This window comes from Sphingomonas sp. SP2, assembly GCF_058313385.1.
The window spans coordinates 481479-495362 of the sequence record NZ_JBZFLD010000001.1; the positions used below are offsets into that span (position 1 = coordinate 481479).

Below are 13884 nucleotides of genomic sequence, written 5' to 3' on the forward strand. Positions count from 1 at the left end.
AGCTCGCAGGGGATGACCCAGCCCCTGATTGCGCTCGACGATGTCCGACTGACCTTGGGTGAGGAGGCCGCGCGGACCGAGATCCTTCGCGGAATCAGTCTCGACGTCGCCGAGGGCGAGACCGTGGCGGTGCTGGGCGCATCGGGTTCGGGAAAGAGCAGCCTGATGGCGGTGATCGCCGGGCTCGAGCGCGCGACCTCGGGGCGGGCGGTGGTGCTCGGCGAGGATGTCGGCGCCCTTGGCGAAGACGCGCTCGCCCGGCTTCGTGGACGATCGATCGGGGTGGTGCTTCAAGCCTTTCACCTCCTGCCGACCATGACCGCGCTGCAGAATGTGATGGTCCCGATGGAATTGAGCGGCGCCGCCGACCCGAGGGAACGGGCGACCGCCGAGCTCGCCGCGGTCGGCCTGTCGGGACGGCTCGATCATTATCCCGCGCAATTGTCGGGCGGCGAACAGCAACGGGTGGCGATTGCCCGTGCGACCGCGTCGGCGCCGAAGCTGCTTCTGGCCGACGAGCCGACCGGCAACCTCGATGCAGCGACGGGCGCGCGGATCATCGATCTCCTGTTCGACCGGGTGGCGGCGGCGGGCGCGGGCCTGCTCGTCATCACCCATGACCCGGCGGTCGCAGCCCGCGCGGGCCGGGTCATCCGCATCGCCGACGGACGCCTCGCCGCGTGAGCGCAGGCCTGAGGCTCGGGCGGCGCGACCTCGCGCAGGGCATCGGCGGCCTGTGGCTGCTGATGGTCTGCCTGACGATCTCGGTCGCGGGGCTGGCCGCGGTCACGAGCCTGTCGAGCGCGATCCGCTCGACGATCAACGCGGAAGCGCGCAACCTCCTCGGCGGCGATCTTGCGCTGAGCGTCGCGCAGCGCGCGGCAACGCCCGAGGAACTGGCCGCCATTCGCCGCCTCGGTACGGTCCGGGCAAGCACGACGCTTCGAAGCACCGCTCTGATCGGCGACCAGACCGCGCTGGTCGACCTGTCGGGTGTGGAGCGGGGCTGGCCGGCGGCGGGCAGGGTCAGCTTTTCGGCCGGCCGGATGCCGGTCGGCGCCGGCGAGGCCGCGATCGGCAAGGAACTCGCCGAACGCTACGGCCTCGACATCGGCGGCCGCTTTCGGGTCGGCTATGCCGACGTCCGGGTAAGCGGCATCATCAGCGAACTGCCCGCGCCATCGGGCTTTGCCTTGTCGCCGCCGGTGCTGGTGGACCCGGCGGGCCTCGCCGCGACGCAGCTGGTCCAGCCGGGGAGCCTCTACACCAGCAACTATCGGATCGCCCTCCCCGCCGGTGCGGACGGGGTTGCCATCGGCAAGGCTTTCCAGAGCCGATTCCCCGACGGCGGCTGGCGGGCCACCGATCGCGGCGATGCGGCGGCAGGGACACGGCGCTTTACCGACCGGACGGGACAGATGCTGCTGCTGATCGCGCTTGGCGCGCTCGGCATCGGCAGCATCGGCATTGCCTCGGCCGCAAGCGCCTTTGCCGCGTCGCGCCGGTCGACCATCGCCATCCTCAAGGTCCACGGGGCGCGGAGCCGGGATCTGGCGCTGATGCTCGGGAGCAGCGTCGCCATCCTGGCCGCGATCGCGATTGTCGCCGGGCTTCTCCTGGGCGCGCTTGCGCCCGGGATCGTCGGCAAGGCCGCTGCGGACCTCCTTCCCGTGCAGCCCGACCCGCGGCCGCAATGGGCAGCGCTTGGCCAGTCGGCGCTTTACGCCATCCTCGTCACGATCGCTGCCATCTGGTCGCCGTTGAGCCGCGCGGCGCGCGCCCGTCCCGCGGCGGTCCTTCGCGGCGATGTGGACGACCAGCCCACGCACTGGCGCGACCGGATCGTTCAGCTGGCTGCCGGACTAAGTGCGGTGGCTGCGGCACTGCTGCTGTCCGGGGACGCCATGGTGACCGGCGGCGCGTTGGTCGGCGGCATGGTGCTTGCCTTGATCTTCGCAGGCGCGGGCTGGCTGCTGGCGCGGGTCGCCCGAAGGCTGTCGGGGCGCGGCGGACCGGTCGTGCGGCTTGGGCTGTCCGCGCTCCATCGGCCGGGGGCTGCGACGGTGCGGCTGAGTGTCGCGCTGGGCCTCGGCCTGTCGCTGCTGGTGGCGCTTGCCGGGATCGGCGCGAGCATTCGGGCCGAGATCGGCGGCAATATTCCCGACAAGGCGCCGGCCCTGTTCATGCTCGACATTCCGGCCGCCGAGGAGGGCCGCTTCCGGGCGCTCGCCGCGCAGAGCCTGCCGACCGCCGAACTTCGCCTCGTGCCTTCGCTCCGGGGGCCGGTGGTAGCGCTCAATGGGCAGCCTGTGTCGGCGATGAAGGCCATTCCCGAAGGCGCATGGATCCTCCGCGGCGACCGCGGCCTGACCTTCGCGCGCGACCTTCCGGTCGGGAACAAGGTCGTCGAGGGACGCTGGTGGCCGCGCGACTATGCCGGGCCGCCGCTGGTCAGCATCGACATCGAGGCGGCGCGCGCGCTCGACCTCAAGATCGGCGACACGATGACCATCGCCGTTCTTGGCGTGCCGATCGAGGCGCGGATCGCAAGCTTCCGGACGATCGACTGGCGCAGCTTCGGCTTCAATTTCGCGATCATCTTTTCGCCCGGCGCGCTCGAGCAGGCCCCCTACACACTGATGGCGACGGCGTCCCCGCCGGCGGGCACCCCGACGCTTGCGCTTGAGCGAGCGCTCGCCACAAGCCTGCCGATGGTGAGCACAATCAGGGTCAGCGACGTCGTCAGCCGGGTGACGACCATCCTTGAGGGACTGGACGCCGCCATTCGCCTTGCGACCCTCGTCGCGATCCTGATCGGCGTCACCGTGCTGGCGGGCGCCGTCGCCGCGACCCGGCGCACCCGGACCCGCGAGAGCGTCCTCCTGAAGCTGGTAGGGGCGACGCGAGGACAGGTGCTGGCCGCGCAAGGCATCGAATTTGCCGTGATGAGCGGTGGCATCGTGCTTCTCGCATTCGTCGCCGGAACCGCGGCGGCCTGGGCGGTCGTGACGCGGCTGTTCGACCTTCCCTTCGCGCCCGGTTGGGCGGGGCTCGTGGCCATTCCGATCGCGGGAATGCTGGTCAGCGTGGCGACCGCGCTGGCGGCCGCCTGGCCCGCCCTGCGAGCGCGTCCGGCGGAGGCCCTGCGCGCGGCATGATGGCCACAGCGCGCCGCTAAACCCCTCGCCTGTCACGGAACCTTCATCGCGGCATCACCGTTGAGCGGGCCGAAAGGATGCCGTTTCATGACCAATTTCCCGTCCCTCGGAGAGCTCGGCCTCAAGCACGATCCCAAGGGCCGCGGCTATCATGCGGTCTATCGCGAGCATGAGGTCAACCACTGCCCCGGTTGCGGCCGGACGCACTGGCTGATCGGCCGGATGTCGGCGGAATGCGCCTTCTGCGCGACCGCGCTGCCGCTGGCCGAGGCAAGCACCCGTCACCACAACGGGCCCGCGGTCATCCAGCATCGCAACCGGAATCAAGGACACGCCTGGGCGGCGTAACGGGACGTCCCCACGGCTTCAGGGAAGGTAGCGGCCGCTGGCGCGCGCCCGCCGTATGGGGACGACTAACGCGTGGGTGAGGAAAGCGCCGGTGTCCGCCTGACGGGCACCGGCGCATTGCACAGATCGACTCCGCCAGCCGGCACCTGGAAAAAGTCGTCCCGCCGATTGGCTCGGGCGTTGACGTATGAGCCGAAGGTCGCGCTTCCGGTCCGCATCGTCTGGAAACTGAGCCGCTCCGCAGCGGGAAGTGCCGAGCCGAGCCGCACCGAGCGGATCACCCGTGCCACCGTTCCGGTCTTATAGAAGCCGAGCGCCTCGGTTCCCCGCGGGAGCGCGCTCATGTTTTCGATGCCCTCGATCACCCGCCCGACGAGTGCGATGTTGCGGTCGAGATGGCGCGGCGCGTGGCCAATCACGGCATAGAGTTCGCCGCCCATGCCGGTGTCCGGCGCCATGTCGCGGCCGACCCCTACCATGCCGTAACAGTGGGTCAGGTTTGCCTGGCCGGTCTTGGGATTCCAGGCGACGGGCCAGCCAAGCGCATGCCCGACGCGCGGCGCGTAATTGTCGGCAAAACCCAGCGGCCGCACCGCCAGACCCTTGAGCGAGCGGCTGTATTCGGCGGGCGGCTGCTTCACGACCGTCGCGGGGATCGCCGGACCGCCTTCGTTGACGCCCCACTGGGCCACATAATTGTCCTGCACCCGGTAGACGCTCGAGCCCTGCCAGTAGCCGGCGGTCGCCAACGCGCGGATATTGGCGACGTGGACCGGGGCGAAGGCCGGGGCAAGCTGGATCACCGTCCGCCCGCCGCCATCGAAATCGATCACCAACAGATCCTCGGGCCTTACCGCTTCCCATGCTTCGGCAGGCGCCTTGGCAATGATCTCGGAGGGGGTGAGCGGCTTGGCCGGGGCGGCGGCCGCGGTCGCGGCGAGGGCGAGGAAAAGGCTCATTACGGCAGTCTATCGTGACGTTCGAGCTTGCGGTAGGCACCTTCGCCATGTTCCTCGCGAAGCTGCTGCTCTTGGGGTCCGGTGAGCTCGGACGGGAATTCGCCATCGCCGCCAAGCGGCTTGGCTGCGAGGTCGTCGCCTGCGATCGCTACGACCGCGCTCCGGCCATGCAGGTCGCCGACCATCACGAAGTCTTCTCGATGCTGGACGGCGCGGCACTGCGCGCGGCGGTCGAGCGGCACCGCCCCGACTTCATCGTTCCGGAGATCGAGGCGATCGACACCGCCATACTCGGGACGCTGGAGTCGGAGGGCTGGCACGTCGTGCCCTCGGCCAAGGCGGCGCAGCTGACGATGAACCGCGACGGCATCCGTCGCTTTGCCGCCGAGGAACTGGGGCTCACCACCAGCCGCTACCGCTTTGCCGAGAGCGAGGAAGAAGCGCTGGCGGCGGCCGCCTATGTCGGCCTCCCCTGCGTGATCAAGCCGGTCATGTCCTCGTCGGGCAAGGGGCAGAGCACCGCGACAACCGAGGACGAGGTCCGCGCGGCCTTCCGCTATGCGATCGAAAAGATGCGCGGCGACCAGCCACGGGTCATCGTCGAGGAGTTCATCCGCTTCGACAGCGAGATCACCCTGCTCACCGTCGCCGGCGCGGACGGCATCCATTTCTGTGCTCCGATCGGCCATCGCCAGGAAGCCGGCGATTATCGCGAGAGCTGGCAGCCGGCGGCGCTGGACGACGCCGTCCTTGCAAGCGCGCAGGAGCAGGCCGCCAGGATCGTAAGCGCCCTGGGCGGACGCGGACTGTTCGGGGTTGAATTCTTCATCGCCGGCGACCGCGCCGTCTTTTCCGAACTCAGTCCCCGGCCGCACGATACCGGCATGGTGACCCTGATCTCGCAGGCGCCGAACGAATTCGAGCTGCACCTGCGCGCCATTCTCGGCCTACCGGTCGCCCCGATCGTCCGGCATGGCCCGAGCGCCTCGGCAGTGATCCTCGCCGATCGTCAGTCGTCGCGCTTTGGGTTCAAGGGCGTCGACCAGGCGCTGGCGTTGGGCTCGACCGAAACCCCGGTGGACCTCCGGTTGTTTGGAAAGCCAGAAACGCTGCCGGGACGGCGCATGGGTGTTGCTCTTGCGCGGGCTGCAAGCAGCGAAGCCGCGGTCGATCTGGCCAAACGGGCTGCCGACGCGGTCTGGATCGATTTTGAAGAGGAATGACGATGCGCCTGTTGCTGATCCCCGCCCTCGCCCTTGCCGCCACCGCCTGCGGATCGGGTGAGCAGTCCGCTCCGCCCGCCGACAAACAGATTGCGGTCCGCAGCGAGGAACAGGACCGGCTCCACCAGCTCGATCCCCAATATCGCGACATTGCGCTGAAGCGCGCGATCGCCGCCAGCGGCCTGCGCTGCAAGCGCGTGACCCGGTCGGGCTACGTCACCGAGTATAACAAGCTGTCGATGTGGTCGGCCGACTGTGACGATGGCCGCAATTGGGCGATCTTCGTCGGTCCCGACGGCAGCGCGCAGGTCCGGCCCTGCGCCGACATGGCACGCTTCAAGCTGCCCGAATGCAAGATTGCCGCCGATCCGAGCGGACGCACGGCGCGAGGAATTGCCAAGACCGGCTGAACCGGCGCCGGGTCACCCCGGCACCCATCCTCAATCGCAGCGGCGGCTTTCCTTGAATTCGCCGGTCGCGCTCTTCTCGCGGACGACGATGCAGCTGCCCTGCTTGATCTCCTCGCGCCAGCTCCCGTCGGGATTGGTGACGCGATTGGTCGGCTTGGGCACGCGCTGGCCGTTGCAGATCATGTAATTGAGGCCCGGCGGCGTGACGCAGCCCTGGCTGTTCGACTGGGCGGCGGCCGATCCCGGCAACGCAGCCAGACCGATCCCGGCCGCGACAAGCGCGGTGGCAATGGTGGTGCGGACGGTCATGCTCATCGAATCGGCTCCTTAGACGAGCCTCCAATACGCCAAGCGACCTGAACCGTCGATGACGGCAGGCCGCTCTGCTTCAGCGATGAACCGAGCCGGCCCGTTCGGGACCGGTTCAGCCAGATTTAGCCCTGGCGCGCCTTGAAGCGGCGGTTCGTCTTGTTGATGACGTAGGTCCGGCCACGACGGCGGATCACGCGGCAATCCCGGTGACGGTCCTTGAGGCTCTTGAGCGAATTACGAATCTTCATGGCGGGACGCCCGTCTCTATGGTTCTGGTTGTCGGCTGACGCCCGGAGGCTTCGGCCAGCGCCCCTATGGGAGCGAGGGGAGAGAGTCAAGTTCGGGAAGGCATTTCGGGGCTGGCATCAAGCAATGCCGAACCCCGAATACCGCCCTATCACGGCTTGGCGAAATAGCTTCCGGCGCGCCATGTGGCCCGCGTCGGGGAATCCGCCAGTTCGCGGGCAATGCGATAGTTGAGCTCGCCGTAGCGGGCCAGCGCACCCCAGTTGATCGGCAGCTTCAGGTCGTCGCTGACCTGGTGGTAATTGCTGGCGAAGAACTTGTCCCACTGCGGCTTGCCGCCATTGGCATGGCCGGTGAACATCAGGATCGCCGGGACGCCGCGAAGCACCAGCGGATAATGGTCCGAGCGGACGAAGATCCCCTGCTCGGGCATCGGATCGGGCCCGACCGACACGCCCATCGTCCGGCCAGCCTTGGCAACGGCATCGGCGACGGTGCTGTGTTCCGCCCCGAAGGCGGTGACGTCGGTGAAGTCGTAGAGTGGGAGCGGCATGTCGAGGTCGACCGCAGCCGAGACCTTGCTCAGCGGAACGGTCGGATGCTCGGCCCAGTAGGACGCACCGAGGAGGCCAAGCTCCTCGCCCGTGTTGGCAATGAACAGCAGGGAACGCTTGGGCTTCTCGCCCGAGGCGACGAAGCGTTCGGCGGCTTCGAGCATGGTCGCGACGCCGGCCGCATTGTCGAGCGCGCCATTGTAGATGGCGTCCTCGCCCGGCTTGGCGTTCTCGCGCATGCCGAGGTGGTCGAGGTGGCCCATCAGCACGACATATTCGTCGCGGAGACGGGCATCGCTGCCTTCCATCTTGCCGACGACCTCGGGGCTGGTGAAGTCGCTCCAGCTCGACCTGGCGTCGATCGACAGGGTGGGCGCGAGGGCAAAGCCGCGCGGCGACTGGCCGGCCGCCCGGGCGCCCATGATCGCCGAGAAGGTCTGCGGGGCACCGGCGAAGAGACGCTCGACCACCGGACGCGAGACCGAGCCACGGAAGCGAAGGCCCTGCGGCATGCTGCCGGCCTTGCCCTTGCTGTCGATCCAGTCGGTGACGGGCCGATCACTCGGCCCGGCCATGGCGACGTCGATCATGCCGATCGCGCCGGCGGCCGCGGCCATCTCCGCCTTGCGCGAGGCGATATGGGCGGCGATGTCGCTCGGCAGGCCCTTGGGCGTGCCGCCGAGGACGAGGACGATCTTCCCGCGCACGTCGAGGCCGGCATAATCGTCGATCTTGAGCTTGGGATCGCGGATTCCGAGGCCGACGAAGACCACCGGAGCGGAAATGCTCCGCGCCTTCTCGGTGACGCTCGGCCGGACCGCCATGTCCTGGCCGGCGGTGAGCGCCTCGGTCTTGCCGCCGACGGTCATGGCGAAGGTCGGCGTGCCGTCGGTCGTGGCGCGGCGGAAGGGCACGCGCTGATACCAGCTGCCATTCTCTCCGCCGGGCTTCAGCCCGAGCGCCTGGAAGCGGCTGGCGACATAAGCGGCGGCCAGTTCATGCCCGCGCTTGCCGGTGCCGCGGCCTTCCAGCAGGTCGTCGGCGAGGAACTGGACGGTGGCGTGCACCCGGTCCGACTGGGCCTGCGGCGCCCGGTAGAGCGGCGCGACCGTGGTATTCTTGGCGGGAGCTGCGGCAATGAGCAGCGCGGCGAGCGGGGCGACCCCGAGCAGGTTCAGGCGCAAACGGCGGCTTCTTTCTGGTACAGGCGGCGCTCCCAGTTGAGCGCGCTTTCGATGATCCCGGCCGTATCGGCATATTGCGGCTGCCAACCCAGCCGTTCGACCAAGCGGCGATTGGCGGCGACCAGTTGCGGTGGATCGCCCGCCCGCCTCGGTCCCATCACCCGCTTCACCGGAGTGCCGTTCACACGATCGAGGGCGTCGAGCATCTCGAGCACCGACGTGCCGCGGCCGTAGCCGCAATTGAGGGTGAAGCTCTCGCCCGGCTCGGCAATCAGCGCTTCCAGCGCCAGCACGTGCGCGCTGGCGAGATCGGAGACGTGGATATAGTCGCGGATGCAAGTGCCGTCCGGGGTCGGATAATCGTCGCCGAACACGTCGACATGGTCGCGCTTCCCGACTGCCGCCTCGCAGGCCACCTTGAGCAGGTGGGTCGCGCCCTTGCCGACCTGGCCAGAGCGGCCCTTGGGATCGGCACCGGCGACGTTGAAGTAGCGAAGGGCGCCGTAATTGAGGTCGTAGGCAGCGGCGCAGTCGCGCAGCATCTGCTCGGTCATCAGCTTCGACCAGCCGTAGGGATTGATCGGCCGGGTCGGGGTATCCTCGTCGATCGGGACCGTCTCGGGCGCGCCATAGGTCGCGGCAGTCGACGAGAAGAGGATGTGGCGGACGCCCTTGGCGAGCGCGGCGCCGATGAGGGCGTGGCTGGCGATCGTATTGTTACGATAATAGAAATGCGGATCGGTGACGCTTTCGGGAACGACGATCGAGCCCGCGAAATGCATGATCGCACCGATGTCGTGCGCCTCGAGCAGCCGGCCCACGGCGCCTGCGTCACCGACATCGATTTCCTCGAGCGGGACGTCGTCGGGAACGGCCTCGCGGCTGCCGTTGGAGAGATTGTCGGCGACCACCACCGACCAGCCGGCGTCATGGAGCGCGAGGACGGCGTGGCTTCCGATATAGCCGGCGCCGCCGGTGACGAGGACCTTGGGCTTACTCATGAGAGGTCGGCTAGCGGCCCGCCCGGTCAAAGGAAAGCGATCAACGGACTTTCAATCTTTCGCTCCTATGCAGGCGGCAGCATTCACTGTGAGGTTTTCATGACGCGTTCGCTGTTCCTCCTTGCCGCCCCCCTGCTCCTGTCGGCCTGCGGCAGCAGCAAGGTTCCCGTGATGGCGACGGTGACCACGATCGATCGGGTCTGCACGATCATCGAGGAGCGGATGAACGAGGACGAGGACACGCAGAAGCTCACCCGGGACCGGAAGATCCAGACGAAGCGCAAGGGCGATTGCAACGAAGTCGAGGAGTGGGCCGAGGTGAAGCGCAGCCGGAGCAAGGATGTCGACGGCACCGCCGAGATCCACTTCGTCTACAAGGGGCCGGACGGCAAGCAGCACAGCGGCTCGCTCAACTACACCGGCCGCGACGACGAATTCTACGAGGTGAAGGCCGGCGATTCGCTGCCGATCCGGGTGGCCGAGGACGACCCGACTCGGGTGTGGCGCGGCTAGGTCAGTCGACGCGGGTCCACTGCTGCTTCTTGCAGATGATTCCTGCGACGCAGCCTGACACGTTCAGCTTGTCCGGACCGACGAGGACGATGCTGCTGCCGACATGCGTGCCGAAGCGCGGCACATAGACACGTCCCTTCCAGCGGCCATTGCCCGCGGGAACGATGTTGCTGAGCAATTTCTCGCCCTCAAGGCCGTCATAGCCCTGCTTAGCCGCCTTGGCCTCGGCCTTGGCGGTCGCCTTGACGACCTTGCCGCACCATTGCGGCCCGCAGGGGCCGATGCGGACGACGATCGAATGCTTGGGATTCGCCCACAGGCCCTCGATCGGACTCTTGGCGTCGGCGGGGGTCGCCACGAGAAGTGCGGCAGCCGCGGCGGCAAGGGACAGGAATGTGCGCATGCTGTTGCAATAGCACGGACTTCCTTGCGCCAGCCTTGCCGAAGCGTGGCGGGAATGTGGCATTTCCCGCCCGCGTCCGGGCTCAGTGGGTAGGGCAGTTGGTGACCCGCGCCTTGGGAATGACCTCGGCCTCGCGCGGGTGGCGGGCCATGGGCGGGCGGCTCGGTCCGGCCCCGTCGCCGCGGCCAAGCCCCGGATCGAGGGCCTGACTGTCACTGAGTGTCCGGAGCCGCCAGCTGTCGTCCTCGAGCCGGCTCGCAATGAGGTGGCAGACCGCCTCGTCATGCTGGACGATGCCGTGGACGACCATCAGCCGGGCGCCCATCACCACCTTGCGCTGGGCGGCGAAGGCATCGGGCCAGACGACCAGATTGGCATTGCCGGTCTCGTCCTCGAGCGTGATGAAGCAGACGCCCTTGGCGCTGCCCGGTCGCTGGCGGATGAGGACCAGCCCGGCGAGGCTGACCCGCTTGCCGTAGCGAATGTCGCGCAGGTCGGACGCCCGGACGAAGCCCCGCGACGCATAATGGTCGCGCAGGAACTGCATGGGATGGGCCTTCAGGCTGAGCCGGACGGTCTGGTAGTCGCTGACCACATGCTCGGGCAAAGGCATGGCGGGGAGGATGGCCTTCTCCTGCTCCTCGCCCTCCTCGCGCGCCCGGGCGGCGGCGAACAACGGCAGCTCGGGCACCGGCCGGAGCGCGCGGGCGTCCCACAGCGCCTGGCGGCGGTCGAGCCCGATCGAGCGGAAGCCATCGGCCTCGGCGAGGCGAACGATCGCATGCGGCGGCACCCCGCCGCGGCGGTGGAGCTCCTCGACCGTGCGATAGGGCGCCGAGGCCACCAGCTTGGCCGCGTCCATGGCGCGCAGGCCCTCGACCTGGCGGAGGCCGAGGCGGAGCGCGACTTCGGCATGCGTCCTTCGACTTCGCTCAGGACGAACGAGGTTCTGGCTTGCGACTTTTCGTTCGTCCTGAGCGGAGCGAAGCGCAGTCGAAGGGCGCTGGTGCTCCAGCGAGCAATCCCACCCGCTCTCGTTCACATCCACCGCCAGCACCGTCACCCCATGCGCCTGCGCGTCCTTCACGATCTGGGCAGGGGCGTAGAAGCCCATCGGCTGGCTGTTGAGCAATGCCGCCGCAAAGGCTGCGGGATATTTCCAGCGCAGCCAGCTTGAGACGTAGACGAGGTGGGCGAAGCTCGCCGCGTGGCTTTCGGGGAAGCCATATTCGCCGAAGCCGCGGATCTGGTGGAAGCAGCGTTCGGCGAACTCGCGCTCGTAGCCGCGGGTCACCATTCGCTCGACCATCTTGTCCTGGAGAAGGTCGATGGTGCCGCGGCTGCGGAAGGTCGCCATCGCCTTCCTGAGCTGGTTGGCCTCGGCCGAGCTGAACCGCGCCGCGTCGAGCGCGATCTTCATCGCCTGCTCCTGGAACACCGGCACGCCCAGGGTCCGCTTGAGGATCCGCTCGAGCTCGTCGGGCGGACCATGGTCGGGCGAAGGCCGCGGGTAGATGACCGGCTCCTTCCCCTGCCGGCGCTTCAGATAGGGGTGGACCATGTCGCCCTGGATCGGTCCGGGTCGAACGATCGCGACCTCGATCACGAGGTCGTAGAAGCAGCGGGGCTTCAACCGCGGCAGCATGTTCATCTGCGCCCGGCTCTCGATCTGGAAGACACCGAGGCTGTCGCCCTTGCAGAGCATGTCGTAGACCCGGGGCTCCTCGCGCGGGACGGTGGCGAGGTCGAGCTTCTCGCCGTGGATCTCCTCGATCAGGCCGAAGCATTTGCGGATGCACGTCAGCATGCCCAGGGCGAGCACGTCGATCTTGAGGATGCCCAATTCCTCGATGTCGTCCTTGTCCCATTCGATGAAGGTGCGGTCGGGCATGGCGCCGTTGCCGACCGGGACCGTCTCGATCAGCGGCCGCTCGGTCAGGATGAAGCCGCCGACATGCTGGCTGAGGTGGCGCGGCATGCCGATCAGCTGCTCGGCGAGGCGGATGGTGCGGGCGAGGTGGGGATCGGTGAGGTCGAGCCCCGCCTCCTTGACGTGGGTCTCGGTGACGTCCTCGCCCCAGCCCCAGATGGTCCCGGCGATGGCCGCGCAGATATCCTCGGACAGGCCCATCACCTTGCCGACCTCGCGGATCGCCGAGCGCGGGCGATAGTGGATGACGGTCGCGCACAGGCCGGCGCGGTCGCGGCCATATTTCTGGTAGATGTGCTGGATCACCTCCTCGCGCCGCTCATGCTCGAAGTCGACGTCGATGTCGGGCGGCTCCTTGCGCTCCTCGGAAATGAAGCGCTCGAACAGGAGGTCGGTGTCGGCCGGGTCGACCGCGGTGACCTGGAGGCAGTAGCAGACCGCGCTGTTCGCCGCCGAGCCACGCCCCTGGCAGAGAATCGGCGGATCGCAGGTACGGGCGAATTCGACGATCGAGTGGACCGTCAGGAAATAGCGCGCGAAGTCGAGCTTCTCGATCAGCGCGAGCTCGTGGCGGAGCTGCTTCGCCACCTTGTCGGGCACCCCGTCCGGATAGCGGAACGACGCCCCCTCCCAGGTCAGGTGGATCAACTGCTCCTGCGGGGTCCGGCCCGCAGGCACGCTCTCGCGCGGATATTCGTAAGCCAGCTCGTCTAGGCTGAAATGAAGCGCGTCGGCGAAGTCGCGGGTGGCGGAAATCGCATGCGGCCAGCGCACGAACAGCCGCGCCATCTCCTCGGGGCCCTTGAGATGCCGCTCGGCATTGGCGTGTAGCCGGTATCCTGCCTCGGCCAGCGTCACCTTCTCGCGGATGCACGTCACCACGTCCTGCAGCGGGCGCTTCTCGGGCGCATGATAATAGACGTCGTTCGAGGCGAGGATGGTCCCGCCGATGCCCTTTGCCAGCCGGTCGAGCCGCTCGATCCGGGCAAGGTCGTCGCCGCGATAGCAGTGCGTGGCGGCGATGTGGCGGAGCCCGGGAAGGGCCGCGAGGATGTGCGGCAGCCGGGCCTCGAACGCATCGAGGTTTTCGCCCGGCCAGGCGATGAAGGCGATCCCCTCGGCATGCGCCGCGACATCGTCGAGACTGAGCTCACACTCCCCCTTGATCGCCCGCCCCTGGCCGAGGCTGAGCAGGCGCGACAATCGCGCATAGCCCTCGCGGTCGATGGGATAAGCGAGGAGTTCGACCTGCTCCCCCTCCCGCTCGCGGGAGGGGGCCGGGGGGAGGGCCTGTAATTCGAGATCGGCGCGGATCGGAACAACCCCTCCCTCGCCCCCGCCCCCAAGCGGGCGGGGAGAAAGCCGGACCACCAGCCGGCACCCGATCAGCGGCTTCACGCCCGCCGTCTTGGCATTGGTGTGGATCCGCACCACGCCCGCCAGCGTGTTGCGATCGGCGACCCCGATGGCGTCCATGCCGAGCTCGCGCGCGACCGGGATCAGCTCCAGCGCGTCGGACACTCCGCGCAGGAAGGAGAAGGGAGTCGAGATCCCCAGTTCGACGAACGGCGCGCGGGGAATGGGCGCCAGCGGCCCCGTGAGTTCGAGCCGCTTGCGGGCATGGCCTTCCTGTTCAGGCACGG

13 protein-coding genes are annotated in these 13884 nt (G+C 68.4%); 6 read left to right on the forward strand and 7 right to left on the reverse strand.

Features of this window, described 5'->3' with window-relative positions; genetic code table 11:
• Nucleotides 1-12: 12 nt before the first annotated feature.
• The 3 genes from AC4GYU_RS02505 to AC4GYU_RS02515 all read left to right on the forward strand — a co-directional run bounded on the left by AC4GYU_RS02505 (nt 13) and on the right by AC4GYU_RS02515 (nt 3506).
• Nucleotides 13-684: an ABC transporter ATP-binding protein gene (locus AC4GYU_RS02505; RefSeq protein WP_491085329.1), complete on the forward strand. Its 672-nt coding sequence runs from the start codon at nt 13-15 to the stop codon at nt 682-684.
• Nucleotides 681-3158 (forward strand): ABC transporter permease, encoded by a 2478-nt coding sequence (locus AC4GYU_RS02510; protein ID WP_491085330.1) that lies wholly within the window; start codon nt 681-683, stop codon nt 3156-3158. The genes AC4GYU_RS02505 and AC4GYU_RS02510 overlap by 4 nt, the downstream gene beginning before the upstream one ends.
• An 87-nt stretch (nt 3159-3245) precedes the next feature.
• The gene (locus tag AC4GYU_RS02515) at nt 3246-3506 is read left to right on the forward strand and encodes a hypothetical protein (protein WP_491085331.1); all 261 of its coding nucleotides are present in this window, start codon (nt 3246-3248) and stop codon (nt 3504-3506) included.
• A gap of 65 nt (nt 3507-3571) precedes the next feature.
• Here AC4GYU_RS02515 and AC4GYU_RS02520 read toward each other — a convergent pair whose 3' ends face one another.
• Nucleotides 3572-4465 carry a peptidylprolyl isomerase gene (locus AC4GYU_RS02520; RefSeq protein WP_491085332.1) on the reverse strand — a complete coding sequence of 298 codons (894 nt, stop codon included), beginning with the start codon at nt 4463-4465 and terminating at the stop codon, nt 3572-3574.
• Between the two features lie 47 nt (nt 4466-4512).
• On the opposite strand from AC4GYU_RS02520, the gene purT reads away from it, so the two are divergent.
• Nucleotides 4513-5688, forward strand: a complete 1176-nt coding sequence (gene purT / locus AC4GYU_RS02525; protein WP_491086865.1) for a formate-dependent phosphoribosylglycinamide formyltransferase — start codon at nt 4513-4515, stop codon at nt 5686-5688.
• A 2-nt stretch (nt 5689-5690) separates the two neighbouring features.
• Nucleotides 5691-6098: a hypothetical protein gene (locus AC4GYU_RS02530; RefSeq protein WP_491085333.1), complete on the forward strand. Its 408-nt coding sequence runs from the start codon at nt 5691-5693 to the stop codon at nt 6096-6098.
• A 30-nt stretch (nt 6099-6128) separates the two neighbouring features.
• Here AC4GYU_RS02530 and AC4GYU_RS02535 read toward each other — a convergent pair whose 3' ends face one another.
• The 4 genes from AC4GYU_RS02535 to galE all read right to left on the reverse strand — a co-directional run bounded on the left by AC4GYU_RS02535 (nt 6129) and on the right by galE (nt 9395).
• Nucleotides 6129-6413, reverse strand: a complete 285-nt coding sequence (locus AC4GYU_RS02535; RefSeq protein ID WP_491085334.1) for a hypothetical protein — start codon at nt 6411-6413, stop codon at nt 6129-6131.
• Nucleotides 6414-6532: 119 nt separating this feature from the next.
• Nucleotides 6533-6658, reverse strand: a complete 126-nt coding sequence (gene ykgO, locus AC4GYU_RS02540) for a type B 50S ribosomal protein L36 (protein ID WP_029941846.1) — start codon at nt 6656-6658, stop codon at nt 6533-6535.
• A gap of 149 nt (nt 6659-6807) precedes the next feature.
• Nucleotides 6808-8394 (reverse strand): M20/M25/M40 family metallo-hydrolase, encoded by a 1587-nt coding sequence (locus AC4GYU_RS02545; RefSeq protein WP_491085335.1) that lies wholly within the window; start codon nt 8392-8394, stop codon nt 6808-6810.
• Nucleotides 8385-9395, reverse strand: coding sequence for a UDP-glucose 4-epimerase GalE (galE, locus tag AC4GYU_RS02550; protein ID WP_491085336.1), 1011 nt, complete (start codon nt 9393-9395; stop codon nt 8385-8387). Before galE ends, AC4GYU_RS02545 begins: the two co-directional genes overlap by 10 nt.
• Before the next feature lie 99 nt (nt 9396-9494).
• On the opposite strand from galE, the gene AC4GYU_RS02555 reads away from it, so the two are divergent.
• Nucleotides 9495-9908, forward strand: coding sequence for a hypothetical protein (locus tag AC4GYU_RS02555; protein WP_491085337.1), 414 nt, complete (start codon nt 9495-9497; stop codon nt 9906-9908).
• Between the two features lies 1 nt (nt 9909).
• On the opposite strand, the gene AC4GYU_RS02560 is transcribed toward AC4GYU_RS02555, so the two are convergent.
• A complete protein-coding gene (locus AC4GYU_RS02560; RefSeq protein ID WP_491085338.1) occupies nt 9910-10311 on the reverse strand; it encodes a DUF2147 domain-containing protein in 402 nt (133 codons plus the stop codon).
• 82 nt (nt 10312-10393) lie between these two features.
• On the reverse strand, nt 10394-13882 hold the full coding sequence (locus AC4GYU_RS02565) for an error-prone DNA polymerase (protein WP_491085339.1): 3489 nt from the start codon (nt 13880-13882) through the stop codon (nt 10394-10396).
• Nucleotides 13883-13884 lie beyond the last annotated feature (2 nt).

Excerpts from the sequence above, each read along its gene's own strand:
- AC4GYU_RS02505 (WP_491085329.1), top strand. The coding sequence starts at position 13 with ATGACCCAGCCCCTGATTGCGCTCGACGATGTCCGACTGACCTTGGGT.
- AC4GYU_RS02515 (WP_491085331.1), top strand. The coding sequence starts at position 3,246 with ATGACCAATTTCCCGTCCCTCGGAGAGCTCGGCCTCAAGCACGATCCC.
- AC4GYU_RS02520 (WP_491085332.1), bottom strand. The coding sequence starts at position 4,465 with ATGAGCCTTTTCCTCGCCCTCGCCGCGACCGCGGCCGCCGCCCCGGCC.
- purT (WP_491086865.1), top strand. The coding sequence starts at position 4,513 with ATGTTCCTCGCGAAGCTGCTGCTCTTGGGGTCCGGTGAGCTCGGACGG.
- AC4GYU_RS02530 (WP_491085333.1), top strand. The coding sequence starts at position 5,691 with ATGCGCCTGTTGCTGATCCCCGCCCTCGCCCTTGCCGCCACCGCCTGC.
- AC4GYU_RS02535 (WP_491085334.1), bottom strand. The coding sequence starts at position 6,413 with ATGAGCATGACCGTCCGCACCACCATTGCCACCGCGCTTGTCGCGGCC.
- ykgO (WP_029941846.1), bottom strand. The coding sequence starts at position 6,658 with ATGAAGATTCGTAATTCGCTCAAGAGCCTCAAGGACCGTCACCGGGAT.
- galE (WP_491085336.1), bottom strand. The coding sequence starts at position 9,395 with ATGAGTAAGCCCAAGGTCCTCGTCACCGGCGGCGCCGGCTATATCGGA.
- AC4GYU_RS02555 (WP_491085337.1), top strand. The coding sequence starts at position 9,495 with ATGACGCGTTCGCTGTTCCTCCTTGCCGCCCCCCTGCTCCTGTCGGCC.
- AC4GYU_RS02560 (WP_491085338.1), bottom strand. The coding sequence starts at position 10,311 with ATGCGCACATTCCTGTCCCTTGCCGCCGCGGCTGCCGCACTTCTCGTG.